Below are 19619 nucleotides of genomic sequence, written 5' to 3'. Positions count from 1 at the left end.
CGTTCCGGCTGGCAGGATGGACGGACCGGTGCGAGAGCACGCGCCGCAACCACGAAGCGAAGGAACACCCCGGTGCCCTCCCAGGAAGCCCCGACCGCCGAAGCCACGGACGCCCCAGCCGCCACCCCGCTGGATCACGCCGCGCTGCTCAAGGACCTGCAGAAGCAGGTCACGCTCCTGGAGAACGATCTGCGCGGGCGCGCCCACGGCGACAGCGAGCAGGCCTCGGCCCTGAAAGCCGAGTACGACCGGGCCCTCCTCTCCGACCGCACCTCCGTCACCTACGAGACCTGGCTGGAGGAGCGGGTCGTCCAGATCGCCGCCGCCTGGGTTCTCGCCTGTGTCTTCGTCCGATTCTGCGAGGACAACGGCCTCGTCCCCGACGCCCGCCTCTCCGGCCCGGGCCAGCGCCTCGCCGAGGCTCAGGACAACCACGACGCGTTCTTCCGGAAGAGCCCCGAGCTCAACGACCGGGACTGGCTCAAGGAGTCCTTCGACGCGCTCGGTCGACAGCATGAGATCGCCGCGGGCCTCTTCGACCGGGCGCACAACCCGCTGTGGGAGCTGGATCCGTCCTACGACACGGCTGCTCGCCTGCTCGCCTTCTGGCGCGAGCGGGATTCGGACGGTCGTATCCGTTACGACTTCACCGACCCCGCCCTCAACACCCGCTTCCTCGGCGACCTCTACCAGGACCTCTCCGAGCACGCCCGTAAGACCTACGCGCTGCTCCAGACCCCAGAGTTCGTGGAGGAGTTCATCCTCGACCTCACCTTCGATCCGGCCCTGGAGGAGTTCGGTCTCGACCCGGCGTGGAAGCACCGTCCGGAGGACTGGCGGGGCGAGACATACGAGGAGATCGATGAGAACGGCGAGGTCACTTCGGTGGTCCGCGGCCTGCGCTGCATCGACCCGGCGTGCGGTTCCGGGCACTTTCTGCTCGGCCTGTTCCGTCGCGTACTGGCCGCCTGGCGGGACGCCGATCGCGGCGCGAAGAACTGGCTGCTGGTGCGCCGCGCCCTGGAGTCCGTCCACGGCGCCGACAAGAACCCGTTCGCCGTGTCCATCGCCCGGTTCCGGCTGCTCGTAGCGGCACTTCAGGAGTGCGGGGACGACCGTCGGCTGTCGGCGATGCCCGGCATGCCGATCCGGATCGCGGTCGGGGACTCGTTGCTACACGGGCGCGAGGCGGGCCGTGACACGGACCGGACCCTCGATGACGTGGAGCGCGAGGAGACGACGTTCACGTATCGCACGGAGGATGTCGCGCAGTACGTGAAGCAGGTGGACCTGCTGGGGCGCGGGTCGTATCACGTCGTTGTCGCGAACCCGCCGTACATCACCGTCAAGGACAAGGCCGAGAACGAGAACTACCGCAAGAACTACTGGGCTTGCTCCGGGAAGTACGCGCTGTCGGTGCCGTTCGCGCAGCGGATCTTCGAGCTGGCTGTGCGGGCGGGCGGTGACCATCGGAACGGGGGGTTCACCGGGCAGATCACGGCGAACTCGTTCATGAAGCGGGAGTTCGGGAAGACGCTGATCGAGTCGTTCTTTCACGGGGGACCGTACAGGGATCCGCAGACGCGGCGGATGGACGTCTACTCCGGCGTTGAACTGACGCATGTAATCGACACGTCCGGGGCGTTCATTCCGGGGCACGGTACGCCGACGGTGATCCTCGCGGGGCGGCATCAGGTGGCTCGGCAGGCTGAGCCTGTTCGGGCGGTGTTGGGGGTTCGGGGGGAGCCAAACCCGCCGGATGATCCAGCGCAGGGGAAGGTGTGGCAGGCGATCCTTGCACAGTGGCGGAAGCCGGGGGTGGGGCCTGCAGAGTGGGTCACTGTGGAGGATGTGGAACGGTCGAGGTTTGCTGGGTTTCCTTGGTCGCTCGCCGGTGGCGGGGCAGGTCCCCTTATGGAGGGAGTCGAAGCTGCAGCAGCGAAGAAGCTGGATGACATTGCCGCATCGATCGGTATCACGTCTGTCACCGGAGAGGATGAGCTCTACGCCATGCCGTACAACGGTGCGGCTACACGCCTTGGCGTCACGGCTACACGCCCACTCGTCACAGGTGATGTCATCCGGGACTTCACGCTAAACCCGGACTTTGAGGCGTTGTGGGTGTACGACGAGAGGTTCAAAACGCTGCCGTGGGAAGCACTCGGTACTTCGCAGCGTGTACTGGAGCAGTACCGAACTGCTATCTCCTCACGCAAGCGATTCGGTGTTCCCATGCTAGATCGGGGCATGGCCTGGTATGAGTGGCAAGAGCTGTACCCGAGGAAACTGCGGACACCACTGTCGATCGCGTACGGCGAGATCGCCACGCACAACCACTTCGTGCTGGACCGGGGTGGGAAGGTATTCAAAAACACCGCACCAGTGATCAAGTTGCCCGAGACCGCAACCGAGGAGCAACACCTTGAGTTGCTCGGGGTGCTGAACTCGTCTACCGGCTGCTTCTGGATGAAGCAGGTCAGCCATCTCAAGGGCGGCAGCGGTATCGGCCGCGGAGTTCAGGACGAAGCCTGGGAGAACCGCTACGCGTTCAACGGAACCCGCCTTCAGGAGTTCCCCCTCCCAAACGGCCTCCCCCTCCCACTCGCCCGCCAACTCGACACCCTCGCCCAAGAGCTAGCCACCCACGAGCCCACCGCCCTCACTGCCTCCGCAACCACACCCCCCACCCCCGAAGCCCTCGACGCCGCCGAGGCGGAACAAAAGCGAATCCGCGCCCGCATGATCCTCCTCCAGGAGGAACTGGACTGGACCGTGTACGGCCTGTACGGCCTGCTCACCCCCGCCGAAGTCGCCCGGACCACGCTGCCCGGCGATCCGACCGACCTCGCTGACGCCGACCTGCCCGAAGAACTCAAGCTCGGCCAGCGGGCGTTCGAGATCGTGCTGGCCCGCAGCGGTGCCGAGACCGCGTGGTTCGAGCGGCACGACTCCACCGACAACCGCACCACCGAAATCCCCATCGACTGGCCCGAGCCCTACCGCCGTATCGTTCAGGCACGCCTCGACCTCATCGCCGACAACAAGGACATCCGCCTCATCGAGCGGCCCGAGTTCAAGCGCCGCTGGTCCACCCAGCCCTGGAAGGATCGCGAAGCCGCCGCCCTCCGCTCCTGGCTGCTCGACGCCACCGAGCGTGAAGAACTGTGGTTCGAGGAACGGGACGGGATCGACTCCCCCCGGACGCTCACCATCTACCAGCTCGCCGACGCCCTCCGCCACGACGAGGACGTCCAGGCCGTCGCCGCGCTGTACGCCGAGCGGCACCTCGGCAAGCGTGACGTCCCGCTGTCCACCGTCCTGAACGCCATCATCGAGCCCGAGCACGTCCCCCACCTTGCCGCCCTCCGTTACAAGGACTCCGGCCTGCGCAAGCGCGCGCAGTGGGAGCGGGTCTGGGAGCAGCAGCGTGAGAAGGACAAGAACGGCGAGCGGCTCGACATCAAGCCCGCGCCCAAGTACACGTCCGCCGACTTCCTCAAGCACAGCTACTGGTCGAACCGCGGCAAGCTCGACGTGCCCAAGGAGCGGTTCATCTCCTATCCCGGTTCCTCCCCGGACAACGACCCCTCGCTCCTCATCGGCTGGGCCGGTTGGAACCACCGCTACCAGGCCGAGGCCCTCGTCAACCTCCTCAACGACCGCCTGAACGTGGATGGTTGGCCCAAGGAGGACCCTCGTTACGTTCCGCTCCTCGCCGGGCTCGCCGAGGTCATGCCGTGGGTGAGGCAGTGGCACGACGAGTACGACGACGAGTGGGAGGGCAACCCGGCCGAGGACTTCAACAGCGCCCTCGTCGCCGGTATGTACGGCCGCCAGCTCTCCCCGGACGACCTCACCGCCTGGCGCCCCGAGAAGAAGCGGGGCGGACGCGCGGCCTCGCGCTGAACATCAGGACCACGATGTGTGGGCCTGTTCCTGCCCCGGCAGACACACGCCTGCCGGGGCCCCACGGCGACTGTCAGAGTGCCGCGAACTCCACGAACGCCGTCCAGCTCGTTGACTCCACGGCACAGCCACACGGTTCGTGTCCGCATCCCCGGCCGTGACTTCGACCTCCACCTGACCAGAACGGCCGCCGCCCCGGAGACGTACCACATCGAGGTCACCGACACCCGCGCCGAACGCCTCCCCGCCCCGGCCCCGGCCCCCGACGGCCACCCGGACGCCGAATCCGCCGGTGGCCTGCTCCTCGTATCCGCCCTCGCGGATACCTGGGGCTGCACACCCCGCCCGCGCGCCCCGGCCCGGCCGTCCCAGCCATCCTCCCGGGGCTGATCTTCCAGGGCGTCCCACCAGCGCCCCCGCCCCTGGCAGGATAGACAGACGTGGTGTGCGCGGGACGCGGGTGAAGGACCGGCGGCCCGCCGGGAGCCCGGCCGCGGCAGTCGGGCGTGACGAGGGTGTGGGGAGCGGAAGCGGCTGATGGCCAGAGGCAGCAGCGGGACCGTGCTGAGGGACGTCCTCGACATCAAGGAGGACGTCCTCTCCGGTGACTTCAAGGTCGCCCTGTCCGAGGGGTTCACCGGCAAGACGGCCGGGAAGCTCGACGACTACGTGGTCACGGCGCAGCTCCAGGGGGAGTTCCGCACGGCCCTGAAGGTGGTCGGCGCCGCCCTGCGGAAGAACGCCTCGGAGGCCGCCTACCTGCATGGTTCCTTCGGCGCCGGTAAGAGTCACTTCCTGACCGTGCTGCACGCCGTGCTCAACCAGGACCCGGCCGTCCAGGACAAGAACCGGCTGCGCGAGGTGATCGCCGAGAACCAGGACTGGCTGCCCGGGAAGAAGTTCCTGATGGTGCCCTACCACCTGGTGGGGGCCGCCAGCCTGGAGTCCGCGCTGCTCGGCGGGTACGTCAAGGCCGTACGCAAGGAGCGGCCCGACGCCTCCACGCCCCTGGTGTTCCGGGCGGACTCGCTGCTCGCCGACGCGCGTGACCTTCGGGCGAAGATCGGTGACAAGGCGTTCATCGGGCTGCTTCCGGAGCCCGTCGAGGCGGCCCCCGAGGCTGGCACCGACGACGTGGCGGACGAGGACGAGGACGAGGACGAGCTCCAGCCCATCGGCGCCGGCCCCTCCCTCGGCTGGACCGGTCCGGGGCTCACCGACGCCTTCGACGCCCCGGCCGGGGACCCGCGGCGCGACCAGCTGCTGACCGCGCTGTTCAAGGGGCCGTACAAGCACTACGCGGAGACGGTCAGCGGTGACGCGGCCGCGTATGTGTCGCTGGACGACGGGCTCAGTGAGATGAGCAAGCACGCCCGGATGCTCAACTATGACGGCGTGGTGCTGTTCCTGGACGAGCTGGTGCTGTGGCTGCAGGCCCGGATGTCCGACCGGACGTTCATCAACGACGAGATCCAGAAGCTCGTCAAGCTGATCGAGTCGAGCAACGCCGACCGGCCGGTGCCGATCGTGTCGTTCATCTCCCGCCAGCGCGACCTGTCCCAGCTCGTGGGATCCGACATCCTCGGCTCGGACGTGGAGAACCTCCAGCAGGCTCTTGAGTACCTCAAGGAGCGCGTCACCGTCATCGACCTGGAGGACCGCAACCTCCCGGAGATCATCAAGGAGCGGGTGCTCAAGCCGCTGCCCGGGCAGGAGCGGGTGCTCGACGCCGCGTTCGCCGGGGTCGACAAGGCCGGGCAGCTCGTCAAGGACGTACTCCTGGACGGGGAGGGCGCCACCGGCGCCGACTGGGAGGACTTCCGGTCCGTCTACCCGCTCTCCCCCGCCCTGCTGAACGTGCTCGTGGCCCTATCCGGGGCGCTCCAGCGTGAACGAACCGGTCTCAAGCTCGTCCAGCAGCTCCTGGAGAAGAACGCCAACGCCGAGATCGGCCGGCTGATCCCGCTCGGCGACCTGTGGGACGTACTCGTCGACAACACGACCACCGCCTTCACAGCCAAGCTCCAGCAGGAGTCGGAGGCCGCGCGCCGCTTCCTCGCCAAGGCCCGCCATTTCCTCCTGAAGCGGTACGGGCGGGCCGACCACCCCGACCTCGTCGCGGACGAGCGCTACGTCAAGACGCTGCTGCTCGCCTCGATCGCCCCGGACGTGCCCGCGCTGCGCCGGCTGACCGCCTCCCGGCTCGCCGCCCTCAACCACGGCTCGGTGCGCTCGCGGGCGGTACCCGTACGGGACAAGGTCATCGAGCGGATGCGGGCCCTGCAGGGCGAGTTCGCCACCGAGCTGCGCTCCGAGGGCTCCGACGACCCCGTCTTCTCGCTCCACCTGTCCGACCTCGACGTCGAGCCGATCCTGGACGCCGTCGCCGGTGAGGACAAGGGCGGGGTGCGGCGCACCTGGCTGCGCGAGCGGCTGTGGGAGGAGCTGGGGCTCACCGGCCGGCAGGGGCAGTTCGTCGACGAGAAGAAACTCGTGTGGCGGGGCTCCGAGCGCACCGTGGAATTCGTGTTCGGCACGGTCCGCGACCCGCGCAGCGTCGCCGACGAGGCCTTCGAGCCGGCCACCGCGGGCAACATGCGGATCATCCTCGACTCGCCCTACGACGAGAAGACCGGCAGCTCCCCCGACGACGCCTACCGCCGCGTCGCCGACCTGCGGAAGTCGAACCCCGGCGCGCCCGTCCTGGTCTGGCTGTGCGACCACTTCTCCGAGCAGCGCAAGGCCCAGCTGGGCCGCCTGATGCGGATCAACTTCCTGCTGGAGCGGGACCGACTGTCGGACTACACCCGCAACTTCCCGCCGGACGACCGCGCGAAGGCCCGCCGTCAGCTGGAGCACGGGCGCGAGAACCTCACCCGCACCCTGGTCGAGTCGTTGCGCGAGGTGTACGGACTCGCCGAGGCCAGCGAGGACACGCGGGGCGCCGAGGTGCCCGACGGGCGGCACGTGCTGTCCCTGCAGCCCGAGTTCCCGCGGCCGCAGCCCGAGGGCAGCAAGCCGTTCGACCACGCCGTGGCACAGCTCGCCGACGGGATGTTCTCCGCGCTCTACGACAAGCACCCCGACTTCGGCCCCGGAGCGGGCAGCACGCCGAAGGCCGTCACCCCGAGCGAACTCACCACGGCCCTGAAGTGGCTCACCCGGGCGATGGACGAGGGCGGCCGGGTCGAGGTCGACGAACCGCGGGAGCTGCGTACCGTCAAGCGCATCGTGGAGCCGCTGGAGCTCGGCACCGTCCACGACGGCCCGCTCGTCGTGCGCTACGACTGGCGCACCCGAATCAACCAGGCCGCCTCCGCCCACGGGGAGCACGGCGAGCTGCTGGTGGAGGACATCCGCAACTGGCTCAGGGACGATCTCGGCCTGCGCGGGCTCGACAAGCACGTCACCAGCCTCCTCATCGCCGCCTACGCCCTGCTCGACGACCGCTCCTGGGTGCTGTACTCGGGTGTCGAGAAGACGCCTCCGCCGCTGTCCGAGATCGGCCTCGGCTGGAAACTGCGCGCCCAGCGGCTGCCCACCGAGGAGGAGTACGCCACCGCCCGGGACCGCGCGGGGCGGCTGTTCGGCGTCCCGACCAAGCCCGGCCTGTTCGCCCGGAACGTCAACCAGCTCGCGACCGACGTCCTCGCCAAGGCGGGCACGTACGAGGAGAACGTCGCCGGAGTGCGCACCGTGCTGAAGCGGCACGCCGCGCTCCTCGGGCTCGACGACGGTGTCACCGGCCCGCGCGGTGCCGTCCTGCGCGAGGCCGCCGGCCTGCTGGCCCGTCTCGTGCGCCACACCGACGACCCCACCGGTCTGGTGAGCGAGCTCGCCTCCGTCTCGTACGAGACGGAGGCCCGGGACCTGTCCCACGCCATGGACAAGGCCGGGGATGTGCTGGCGGCCCTGAACGGCACCGACTGGAAGCTGCTGGCCAGTGTGCGGGGGCTCACCGCCCGCGACGACAGCGTCGGCGACCGCGCCCAGCGGCTCATGGACCGGATCGGCGAGGCCGCGCGCGCTCCCGAGCGCGAGCGGTCCCTCATCCCCGTGCTCGGCGAGGTCCGTGAGACCGGGCTCGCCCTGCTGGACGCGGCCCTGCGGTTGGAACGGCCGGCCGTCGTGGATGAGCCCGACCGAGCGAACCCGGTGACGGATGCCGAGCAGATCACGCTGTCCGAGCACGGAACCCCGCCCGTCCCCTCGGATCCCACGGGCAGGGGCACGGGTGCGAGCACAGCGGAACAGGAGCCGCTGACCTGGGATCCCGAGCCGGGCGCCGATGTCCCCGGCCCCCGGCGGGCCGCCCGCCGGGTCATCGCCGCCGGTCCCGCCGCGCTCCACGCCGACCTGGACGCCGTACGGGAGGAGATCGAGGCGTTCCGTGCCCTGCACCCGGACACTCCGGTGGAGATCTCCTGGCGTGCCGAGCCGGAGGGTGGGCAGCGGTGACCGCTGCCGTCGTCGGCCGGCGCACCGCCGATGCGCTGCCCCGGACCCGACCGAAGGGTGAGAGCCGATGACCGCCACCCGGCCCGTCGCCGGCCGGCGGGCGATCGAGGTGCTCCTGCGGACCGAGCTGAAGAACGCGCCCGGCTGCCGACTCGTCCTGGTCGACGCGGTCTGGGACGCCGATGAGAAAGACACCGAGTTCACCGTCGCGGTCGGCGGCGGGAGCCGGCGTGTCGTCGTCACCGACCAGCACTCCCCGCTCGGCGTCGCCGACGCCTGGCACCGCCACCTCGCGGGCGATACGACAGAGGACGACAGCGTGCTCGTCGTCACCGGGACTGTCCCCGCCGAACAGCTCGGCCTCGACCTGCGCGCCCACGCCGTGGACAAGCACCCGCTGCCCGTCAACCGCGCCGAGATCGTCCCCCAGCTGTTCGGCGCCGCCGACCTGGATCCGCGGATGCTGGGCGAGCACTGGCTGCTCGAGGCGCTGCTGCAGGCCGAGCCCCTGGACGGCTGGCCCAGGGTCGGTGCCGTCCTCACCCGGGACCGTGCCGTGCGCGCGCTCATCTGCGCCCGCCTCGGGCTCGGCGATCCCGCCTCCGACACCCTGGATCTGGATGCCGGCACCCTGTTCGCCTGGACCCGCACCCCGGCCGGGCCCGCCCTGTACGCGTCCCTCTCCGCAGACGAGCAGCGCGGCCTGGCGGCCTGGCTGGCCCGGACGGTCGGGCCGGCGGCACCCACCCTGCTCGCCCTCGCCGCCGAAGGCCGCGGCAGCGACGCGTTGCCCCTCGGTGTGCTCGCCTCGGCCGCCCTCGGCTCACGGACGGCGGAGGCCGCGGGCTTCGCGCTGGGCACCCTGTTCGGCCCGGCCCTCGCCTCGTTCGACACGCTGCGGCCCTTCGCCGACGCCGCCACCGGCGTCCTCACCCGCTGGATCGCACAGGCGGAGGGCACCGCCGTGCCCTCCGGGGCCGCCCGCTCCCGAGTGCTGGCCGTCCTCGAACGCGCCGACAAGCTCGCCGCCGACGCGCGCCTCACCGACCTGGTCCGCGGCGACCGGCTGCTGCCCTCCGGCTATCAGAGCCGGCTACGCGCCCTGGCCGTCTGCCTCGACAGCCGCGGTGCCGGGGCCCCCGCGGTCGCCGAGTCCGCCCTGCGCGACCTGGGCGCCCACCAACTCGCCGCGCTGCGCGCCGACTCCACCGAGACGGCCCGTACCGCTGTCCGTCTGATGCGCTGGCTCGCCACCGAGCCCGCGGCTCCGGCGACCGTCGGCCAGGCCGTCCAGGAGCACCTGTCCTCGTCGGGCTGGGCCGACCTGGCCATCGGTGTCCTCGCCGAGGGGGACGCCTCGCGCGACCCGGCCGTCGGCGAGGCCTACCAGCGGCTGATAGGAGCGGCCCGGGAGCGGCGTACCGCTCTCGACGCCCGTTTCGCGGAGCTCCTCGCCTCCTGGACCGAGAACGCCCACCAGCAGGCGAACGGCGGCGCGCTGCTCATCGAGGACGTCCTCGCCAGGACCGCGGCCCCGCTCGCCCAGGGCGGCGGCCGCCCCCTGGTCCTCGTCCTGGACGGCATGAGCGCGGACGTCGCCGTCCGGATCGCCGGGGAACTGGACGCGAGGGCGTGGACCGAGATCGTGCCCGCCGTGGAGAAAGGCACGCTGCCGCGCCGGCAGGCCGCGGTGTCCATGCTGCCGTCGGTCACCCGGGTCAGCCGGGCGTCGCTGCTGTGCGGTCGGCCCTCCGAGGGCGGGCAGGCCGCGGAACGCACCGGGTTCGCCGCCTTCTGGCGCAAGCGCCACCGCAAGGCGCACCTCTTCCACAAGGGTGGATACGAGGGCCGGCCCGGTCACCGGCTCGCCCCGGAACTCGTCCAGACCCTCGCCTCCGACGACATCGTCGCGGTCGTCGTCAACACCATCGACGACGCTCTGGCCGACGGCCGGGAGGGAACCAGCGGGCGTTCGGGCCTCACCGACATCGGGAAACTGCCCGACCTGCTCAACGCCGCCCGCGACTACGGACGTCCGGTCGTGCTCGTCTCCGACCACGGGCACGTGATCGACCGCACCGAACGCGGGCACCAGCCCGCCGAGGTCACCGGCGTGCGCGGCGCCCGCTGGCGCACCGGCGACGCGGGTGAGGGCGAGGTGGCCCTGTCCGGTCCTCGTGTGCTGACCGACGGCAAGCGCATCACTGCCGCTTGGCGCGACGACCTGCGCTACACCGCACGGCAGGCCGGCTACCACGGCGGCGCCTCGCTCGCCGAGGTCACCGTTCCCGTGATCACGCTGGTGCCGTCCGAAGGGGTCGTGCCGTCGGGATGGGTACTGCTGCCGCCCGAGTCGACCGAGCCCCTGTGGTGGAAGTCCTCCGAAGCAGCCGACGCCGATGCCGTGCCCGAACAGGCCGACCAGGCCCCCGCCGCCCCTCCGCGGCGCCCGGCCCCCGGCCGCACCTCGGCAACCGGCCCGCTCACCCTCGGCCGGCGGACCGTCCGCAGCGCCCCGTACCGGACACAGCGCGAGTTCGTCCGCCTCGCCCCCACCGACAAGGCAGTCGAAGCAGCGCTCGACGCCCTGGACGCGGCGGGCGGAAAACTCTCCCCCGGGGCGGTCGCAGCCGCCGCCCAGGCCGCCACCGGCAAGTCGCAGCGCAACCCCGCGCGGTTCGCCACGATGCTGGAGCGGCTGCTCAACATCGACGGCTACCCCGTGCTCCAGCTGGTCGAGTCGGGCCGCACCGTACAGCTCGACCGCGCCCTCCTCACTCAGCAGTTCCCGTCCCCGGAAGGCACCGCATGACCCGCCCGGCCCTCGACATCAGCGCCGCGCGCCGCCGCGACGTCGTCGACGCACTGCGGCGCGGCACCGTCCCGCAGGCGGGCCTCGGCCTGTTCGCCGTCGGCCTGGAGCGCTTCGAGGGCGCCCTGGACGACGATCTGACCACCGTCGCCCGCGGCAACGCCGCCTTCCACGCCCTGCGCGGTGAGTACGGCTCCGGCAAGACGTTCTTCGCCCGCTGGCTCGCCGAACGGGCCAAGCGGCGCGGGCTCGCCGTCAGCGAGGTCCAGATCTCCGAGACCGAGACCCCGCTGCACCGTCTGGAGACTGTCTACCGCAGGCTCACCGAACGCCTCACCACCGCCACGCACCAGCCGTCCGCGCTGCGTGCCGTCGTCGACTCCTGGTTCTACGCCCTGGAGGAGGAGGCGCTGGCCGGAGGCGAGGTGCCGGACGACGACGAGGAGGCGCTGACCGCCGCCGTCGACGTACTACTGGAACAGCGGCTGGCTGCCGTCGCCCGCACCACACCCGCCTTCTCCGCCGCGCTACGCGGCTACCGGCGGGCCGTGGCCGCGAGCGACGGAGCTCTCGCCGAAGCCCTGATCGCCTGGCTCGGCGGGCAGAAGTCGGTGGCCGCCGCCGCGAAGCGAGCCGCCGGAATCCGCGGCGACCTGGACCACTTCGCCGCCCTCGGCTTTCTCCAGGGCCTGCTCACCGTGCTACGGGACTGCGGGCACCCCGGGCTCCTTCTCGTCCTGGACGAGGTGGAGACCCTGCAGCGGGTGCGCGGCGACGTCCGTGAGAAGTCCCTGAACGCTCTGCGCCAGCTCCTCGACGAGATCGACACCGGACGCTTCCCGGGCCTGTTCCTCGTCATCACCGGCACGCCCGCCTTCTACGACGGTCAGCAGGGAGTACAGCGCCTCGCGCCCCTCGCCCAGCGCCTGGCCACCGACTTCACCACCGACCCGCGCTTCGACTCCCCGCGAGCCGTACAGCTGCGCCTGCCGGGATTCGACCTCACCTCTCTCGGCGAGTTGGGGCGCAAGGTACGCGACATCTACGCTGCCGACGCCCGCCACCCCGAGCGGCTCGCCACGCTTGCAGACGACGCCTACCTGGATGAGCTGGCCCGCGCCGTCACCGGCGCGCTCGGCGGCAAGGTCGGCATCGCGCCGCGCCTGTACCTGCGCAAGCTGGTCGCCGATGTCCTGGACCGCATCGACGAGTTCGAGGACTTCGACCCGCGCAGGCACTACTCCCTCACCCTGCACACGGCCGAACTCAGCGCCATCGAACGCAACGCGGCGACCAGTGCCGCGGACATCCCGCTGGACCTGCCGTGACGCACCGGACGTCTGACCAAGCGGGCGAGTGGCCCCCGCCCGACGCCTTCGATCTCCTCGACCCCGTCCTCGGACACCACATCGTCAACACCCTCGGCTGGCACTCCCTGCGCCCCCTCCAGACAGAAGCGGTCGCACCGCTCCTCGACGGTGAGGACGCCGTACTGGTGGCTCCCACGGCGGGCGGCAAGACCGAAGCGGCTGTCTTCCCCCTGCTGAGCCTGATGAGCCGACGCGGTTGGAAGGGCACCAGCGTGCTGTACGTGTGCCCGCTCAAGGCCCTCCTCAACAATCTGCATCCGCGGCTGGAGACCTACGCGGGCTGGCTGGGCCGCAGCGCAGGCCTGTGGCACGGCGACGTCACCACCGGGCGTCGCCGGCATCTGCTCGTCCAGCGCCCCGATGTCCTGCTGACCACACCGGAATCCCTGGAGTCCATGCTGGTCAGCACCCATGTCGACCATCGCTCCTTCTTCAGCGGCCTGCACTCGATCGTCATCGACGAGGTGCACGCCTTCGCCGGCGACGACCGGGGCTGGCACCTGCTGGCCGTACTCGAACGCCTGGGGCGCATCGCGGGTCGTCCCCTCCAGCGCATCGGGCTGTCCGCGACCATCGGAAACCCCGCCGAACTGCTGGGCTGGCTCCAGGGCTCCGGACACGGACGACGTCCCGGCCGCGTCATCGCCCCCGACTTCCGGCGGGAACCACCCACGACGGGCACCACCAGTCCGGCCGGAGACATCGAGCTCGACTACGTCGGCTCCATCTCCAACGCTGCGATCGTCATCGCCGGTCTCCACCGCGGCGAGAAGCGCCTGGTGTTCTGCGAGAGCCGACGTACCGTCGAAGAGCTGGGCGAGCAGTTGCGCCTGCACGGCGTCACGACCTTCCTCTCCCACGCTTCGCTCTCCGTCGACGAACGCAGACGAGCCGAATCGGCGTTCGCCGAGGCGCGGGACTGTGTGATCGTCTCGACCAGCACGCTGGAACTCGGCATCGATGTGGGCGACCTGGACCGGGTCATCCAGCTCGACGCACCCCGCACCGTCGCCGCCTTCCTCCAGCGGCTCGGCCGGACCGGACGCCGCCCCGGCACCAGCCGCAACTGCCTCTTCCTCGCGCTGGACGACGAAGGGCTCCTCGCCTCCGCCGCCCTGCTTCTTCAGTGGTCGCGCAACTGGGTGGAACCCGTCACTCCGCCCCCCGAGCCCCGCCATCTCGTCGCTCAGCAACTGCTGGCCCTGTGCCTTCAGGAACACCAAGTCGGCGAGAACCTGTGGCAGCAGTGGTGGGGCGGCATGGGCCCCTTCGGTCCCGGAGCGGCGCCTGTCGTCCGCCACCTGGTCGAACAGGGCTACCTCGACCAGGACTCCGGCCTTTTGTTCATCGGCCCACAGGCCGAACACCGCTACGGCCACCGTCATTTCATGAACCTGACGGCCGTCTTCACCGCGCCGCCCGAATTCACCGTCCTCAACGGCCGCACCGAGATCGGCCGGACCGATCCCGATCTGCTCACCGAGGAGGTCCAGGGTCCGCGCAGGCTCCTGCTGGCCGGACGCAGTTGGCAGGTTACCCACATCGACTTCAGCAGGCGCCGCTGTTTTGTCACCCCCGTCGACGAGGGCGGGCGGGCCCGGTGGGCCGGCTTCGGCGCCGAGCGGATCCTCTCCTTCGAACTCACCCGGGCCGCACGCGATGTCCTCCTCGGTGAGGACCCGCCCGTGCGCCTCACCGGGCGGGCCACGGCACACCTCTCTCAGGCCCGCGAAGCGCACCTGGACACGGTGCACCCCGGGGGTAGCGTCATCGCCCGCCGCCCTGACGGCGACGTCCGCTGGTGGACCTGGGCCGGTCACCGCGCCAACGCCACCCTGACCGCCACACTGAGCTCGGCAGTCTCACCGCACCTGCGCACCAACGCCCACTGGATCCGACTGCGAGACGACCTCACGGCAGACGACTGGGCAAGTGCCGTGGCGGACGCAAAGGACAGCCTGAGCCTGCCCGAGGTGGACAAGCACGCCCTGCGTGGCCTCAAATTCAGCGAAGCTCTTCCGCCCAGGTTGGCAGAGGCCACTCTTGCCGCACGCACCTCGGACGAGGAAGGCGCCCGCCTCTCACTCGCAGAGCCGGTGCGGTTCACCACTCTTCTGCACAAACACTGACAGTGGAGTCAGCAGATCGGTGGTGGAGGTCCCTGGCCGCTGTCCGGCCGAAGCGTGGAGCGGGTGGCACAGCCGCTGCTCTGCTTGACCCCCGAGTCGGCCGACGCGGTGCCCGTGGCGACGGGAATGGAGTCAGAGCAGGAGCGACGAGGCCTACGACCATCGCAAAGGCGCCGGCAATCAGGGCAACCGTTACCTCTTGTGACTCATCAGACACGCTAACGCCAGCTGCGTCTTCGTCGGGCGGATACACGCCCACGGGCATCACGGAGGCCGTGCTGTCAGCATCGCCCCGACGGCGGTGGCCCGCACTGGCCTGGGAAGAAGGCGGTCAGAAAGGGCTCTGACGGCTGACGGCAGGCGTACCGTCGAAGAGAACGACGCTCCCGCGCAGCCACGTCCGCCCTGGGAGCACTTCGGGAATCGCATACATCGCGACCGCGGCCCGCATCGCCTGGCGCCAGCGGCATCCGAAGCTTCCTGCTCTCACGGCTGCTGCGGCCCACCCCTACTCAGGGGGCCGCCCTATCCGGCCCGAGCACGGCCCGGCCGCGGCGAAGGGCACTCTCGACCACCACCACGGCAGGTAACCGACCCGGCCGAGTTCGGCTCGGCCGCAAGGACACGAGGAGCGGTCGCTACTGCGGCACCGGCAGTACCTTCGGCGTCACCTGCCCGTCCCACGTCACGCAGATCGACGTCGGGAGCGGCCGGCCACGGCGACGGCAAGACATGCGGCCCGCGGCTACGACCACGACAAGTACTTGCGGCTGCTGTGGGAGCGCGGCATCCGCCCCGCCATCGCTGAACACGGCCAGCCCCACGGCTCCGGCCTGGGCATCTTCCGGTACGTCGTCGAGAGAATCCGCCTGGCTGCACGGCTTCCGCCGCCTGCGCATCCGATGGGAACGGCGCGACGACATCCACGAGGCCTTCCTCTGCCTCGCCACCTGCTTGATCACCCATCGCCACGTCCAACACTTTTGTTAGGACCTCTAAGGACGTGCAGATCTTTAACTCGTAGCTTTCTGCTTGGTGGTTCGTTGGTCTGGCATGAGCGGGGTGGATAGGCAACGGACCGCGCTGGCAGCCAAGTTCGAGGCGATTTTGCCGCACCTCGACGAGCGGCAGCGTCGCCTGCTGATAGGGGCGGAGGCCCAGTCCCTCGGCCACGGCGGGATCAGAGCGGTCGCTCGTGCTGCCGGTGTCCGTGAGGCCACTGTGTCTGCCGGAGTGCGGGAACTCGACTCCGGAGAGGCGCCGTTGGGCCGCGTCCGTCGGCCCGGCGCCGGCCGCAAACGCGTCGTCGACCGGAACCCAGCCGTTCGGGAGGCACTCCTCACCCTGGTCGAGCCCGACGTCCGCGGAGATCCCATGTCACCGCTGCGCTGGACCACCAAATCCACCCGCAAGCTGGCCGAGCAGCTGACCCGGCAGGGCCACAGGATCTCCGCGGACACGGTGGGCGACCTGCTGCGCGAGGAGGGCTTCAGCCTGCAGAGCAATGCCAAGACGCTGGAAGGCAAGCAGCACCCAGACCGGGACGCACAGTTCCACTACCTCAATGAGCAGGCCCGCGACCACCAGGACGGCAGTGCTCCGGTGATCAGTGTGGACACGAAGAAGAAGGAGCTGGTCGGCCCGTTCAAGAACAACGGCCGTGAATGGGAGCCGAAAGGCGAGCCCGTGCGGGTCGACACCCACGACTTCCCCGACCGCGTGCTGGGCAGGGCGGTGCCCTACGGCATCTACGACGTCGCCGCGAACACTGGCTGGGTCAACGTCGGCACCGACCATGACACCGCCGCGTTCGCCGTCGAGTCGATCCGCCGGTGGTGGAACGGAGCCGGGCGGGCCACTTATCCGACGGCCGACCGGCTGCTGATCACCGCCGATGCCGGCGGCTCCAACGGGTATCGCACCCGCACGTGGAAGACCGAACTCGCCCAGTTCGCCGCTGAGTCCGGCCTCACGATCACCGTCTGCCACCTGCCTCCCGGGACTTCGAAGTGGAACCGGATCGAGCACCGGCTGTTCTCCCACATCACCATGAACTGGCGCGGCAGGCCCCTGACCAGCCACGAAGTCATCATCGAGAGCATCGCGGCGACCACCACGAAGACCGGTCTGACCGTGCACGCGGAACTCGACACCAACCCGTACCCCACCGGCATCCAGGTCAGCGACGACGAGATCGCCTCTCTGCCGATCACCCGCCACCGCTTCCACGGCGACTGGAACTACACCCTTCACCCCCAACATCCGATGGACGCGGCCACGACCGACAGCACGCCGGACCGGGCCCCGGTTGGCAGACCGCCTCGACTCACGCGGCGTTCGCTGCAGGACCCGGAACTAACCGGGATGACCCGTCAGCAACTCAGCGAGCTCATCGACGCGCTGACTCCAGCACTGGAGGTTCAACGCGAGCAAGTGCTCCGCGCACGTCGCGGTCACGAGCGCCTGGTAGCCCCTGGCACAGGTGCCAAAGCCAAACTCACCGCAGCCGACCGGATCCTGGTCACCGTGCTCCATCTGCGCAAACTCGCGACCATGGACCTCCTCGGCCAACTCTTCGGCGTCACCGCCATGACCATCAGCCGCGCGAAACAGGAGGTCCGCCCACTGCTGGAAGCACACGGCCACCACATCAACGCGTCTACCGCCCGCCTCCGCACACCAGCCGACGTCGCGACGTTCCTCGCTCCCGACTCCACCCAGACCAAGGTCAAAAATACGAGTTAAAGATCTGCACGTCCTAAGTGGGCGTTAAGTCCGTTTCTGATAGCGGCCTCGTGTGCCGCCGCGACGCCCAGTGTGACGCGGAACTCCGCGTCCGCCGCGGCGACCGTTCCCGTCCGTCGAAGTCAGCAGCATGGAGGACTCGGAGGTCGCCGATCTGTCAGATCGGGCTTTGCGGAACCACTGGTCCAGCCGGGGCCAGGCCTGGCGGAAGGTCCGGTACGTGAGGGTTCGATACCATTAATGCAACTTCTTCACGCGTTCCGACCCGCCACATACACCGCTCGACGCCCCGAACGGGGAGGGTCGCTCACTACTGTCCATGAGGGCTCCGCGACTGCACATCACCCTGAAGGGTATTTCCCCATGTCCGAAGACAGTCGAGCACTGATCGCCCGCATCGCTTCCCACAGTCGCTGGGCCCACTGCTCCGATCCTGTGGCTGCCACCGCACCCGCCCGTGAGGCGTTCTTCGCCCGCTTCGAGCACGACGTCGACCCCGAACGCGTCCTTACGCCCGAGGAGCGCGCACGCCGTGCTGAGCACGCAAAGAAAGCGTACTTTCTGCGCCTTGCCCTGAAGTCGGCTCAGGTCCGTAGCACCAAGTCCGCTGGCCGCCGCAAGAAAGCTGCCGGCTGACCGCCCGCGGGCACCTCCGACCTCGCCCTCAAGCGTTGGCTCACGGGGGTCCTGCGCTGCTCTCAGCGCCGTCGCATGGCCTCGATGTGTGCGCAAAGAGATCGCCTTCGCCGAGTAAGCGAGGCCCGGCGCAGAAGCGCGTGAAGGACTCACGGGCGCTTCTACAAAGCTCCCATCCCCAGGCCTGGGACGACCTGACGCCGGCCGGGAAACGCGACGTCGTCCTCACTCTCGTACCGGGTTGCGAGGTGACGCCGCACGACCGGTCCCGCGGGAAGGCCTTCCAGTCCGAGCATCTCGTGCCGACGGGTGATCCAGACCGACGACGAGCGCGACGGCAATCCGCCGACGGTCCAGTGCGGGCGGCAGCCCCTCCGCGCCTTACCGTCCAGGCCCGGGGTGCACATGAGGCCCTGCGGCGTGAACATGAAAGTGTCCACGACCACCGCGGCGTCCACACTGACGTCAAAAGACTGCACGCACGGGCAGGCACGCCCGGCTCGTCGAGCACCTCCTTGCCGTCCGCACCGAGGCCTTTGCTCTCTCTTCGATAACCACACCATCTCGCCGGTGGTGATCTATGAAGGCGTCGAAAGCTGCTACCGCGCTCGGTATCGCCGTCAGCCTCGGTCTCGCGGGCTGTACCCAGCACGGCAGCACGTCCCAGCCCTCGCCCCCGGCCACATCCAGACCGCCAACCCCACCACCCAGCACACCGGTAACTCCTTCGACGCCGTCGCTGCTGTCGACGCCGTCGGCGCCGGCACCAGCTCCAAGCAGCGCTCCGGCAGATCCTGCCTCTGTCATTGAGAGCTTCTACGCCGCGATCAACGCCCACGACTACCAGCGGGCATGGGATCTGGGAGGAAGCAACCTCGGCCTGCCCTACGCCGACTTCGCAGGAGGCTTCGCCGATACCGCCCACGATGTGATCAGTATCGATAACGTGAAGGGAGACGTGGTTGATGTCCAGCTCCACGCCGTGCACACCGATGGAAGCACCGCCGATTACGCCGGTTGGTACGTCGTCGAGAACGGGACGATCACCCGCGGCTCGCTGCACCTTGTGGCGACGAGCGGAACGACTCACACTCCGGTGCCCACCACGCCAGGTGGCCCGGCTGGAGCTCTCAATCCGGCCGTAACTCAGCCCACGATCCACTCAACTATCTGCGTCCCGGGCTGGGCGGCGACGATTCGGCCGCCGGTCGACGAGACCGAGCATCTAAAGAAGCAGCAACTCGCGGCGTCCGGTGCGGCGGACAAGAACCCCTCGCACTACGAGGAAGACCACATAATCCCCCTGGAACTAGGTGGGGCCCCTTCCGATCCCGCGAATCTGCGCCCCGTGCCGCTCGCCCAGGCGCGTACGGATGACCAGTTGGAGAACTCCCTACACCGCGCTGTGTGCGACGGCAGCAAGACGCTCACAGCCGCTCAATCCCAGATCGAGCAGGCGAAAGCCGCAGAAGCACTTCCATGATCGACTCGGCCCGGCTTCCGGAGCCCCGGAGTCGGATTGAGGAATGCGGCTTGGGCACTTGGACCCGGCGGGACTGTCAC

General features: G+C 69.7%; 9 protein-coding genes and 1 pseudogene. All 10 read left to right on the top strand.

Annotation, left to right across the window (positions count from 1 at the left end; genetic code table 11):
* The first annotated feature begins 72 nt into the window (after positions 1–72).
* Positions 73–3906, top strand: a complete 3834-nt coding sequence (gene pglX / locus ACFY10_RS40200) for a BREX-2 system adenine-specific DNA-methyltransferase PglX (RefSeq protein ID WP_390670241.1) — start codon at positions 73–75, stop codon at positions 3904–3906.
* A 111-nt stretch (positions 3907–4017) separates the two neighbouring features.
* On the top strand, positions 4018–4296 hold the full coding sequence (locus ACFY10_RS40195) for an ATP-binding protein (protein ID WP_390670240.1): 279 nt from the start codon (positions 4018–4020) through the stop codon (positions 4294–4296).
* Between the two features lie 147 nt (positions 4297–4443).
* Positions 4444–8364, top strand: coding sequence for a hypothetical protein (locus tag ACFY10_RS40190; protein WP_390670239.1), 3921 nt, complete (start codon positions 4444–4446; stop codon positions 8362–8364).
* 67 nt (positions 8365–8431) lie between these two features.
* Positions 8432–11176: a BREX-2 system phosphatase PglZ gene (gene pglZ, locus ACFY10_RS40185; RefSeq protein ID WP_390670238.1), complete on the top strand. Its 2745-nt coding sequence runs from the start codon at positions 8432–8434 to the stop codon at positions 11174–11176.
* The gene (brxD, locus tag ACFY10_RS40180) at positions 11173–12504 is read left to right on the top strand and encodes a BREX system ATP-binding protein BrxD (RefSeq protein WP_390670237.1); all 1332 of its coding nucleotides are present in this window, start codon (positions 11173–11175) and stop codon (positions 12502–12504) included. The genes pglZ and brxD overlap by 4 nt, the downstream gene beginning before the upstream one ends.
* Entirely contained in the window at positions 12501–14675 is a 2175-nt protein-coding gene (locus ACFY10_RS40175) for a DEAD/DEAH box helicase (RefSeq protein WP_390670236.1), read from the top strand. The genes brxD and ACFY10_RS40175 overlap by 4 nt, the downstream gene beginning before the upstream one ends.
* A 731-nt stretch (positions 14676–15406) precedes the next feature.
* Positions 15407–15665 (top strand): annotated as a pseudogene (locus ACFY10_RS40170) (transposase); the annotation flags it as partial.
* A 63-nt stretch (positions 15666–15728) separates the two neighbouring features.
* Positions 15729–17420, top strand: coding sequence for an ISAzo13 family transposase (locus ACFY10_RS40165; protein WP_390670235.1), 1692 nt, complete (start codon positions 15729–15731; stop codon positions 17418–17420).
* 363 nt (positions 17421–17783) lie between these two features.
* Positions 17784–18056, top strand: a complete 273-nt coding sequence (locus ACFY10_RS40160) for a hypothetical protein (protein ID WP_390670234.1) — start codon at positions 17784–17786, stop codon at positions 18054–18056.
* A 580-nt stretch (positions 18057–18636) separates the two neighbouring features.
* Positions 18637–19539 carry a hypothetical protein gene (locus tag ACFY10_RS40155; protein ID WP_390670233.1) on the top strand — a complete coding sequence of 301 codons (903 nt, stop codon included), beginning with the start codon at positions 18637–18639 and terminating at the stop codon, positions 19537–19539.
* The last annotated feature ends 80 nt before the right edge of the window (positions 19540–19619 follow it).

Source organism: Streptomyces sp. NPDC001401, from assembly GCF_042895385.1.
Classification (GTDB): Bacteria; Actinomycetota; Actinomycetes; order Streptomycetales; family Streptomycetaceae; genus Streptomyces.
The sequence above is the reverse complement of the archived record's forward strand: the minus strand, read 5'-3'. Positions and strand labels throughout refer to the sequence as shown.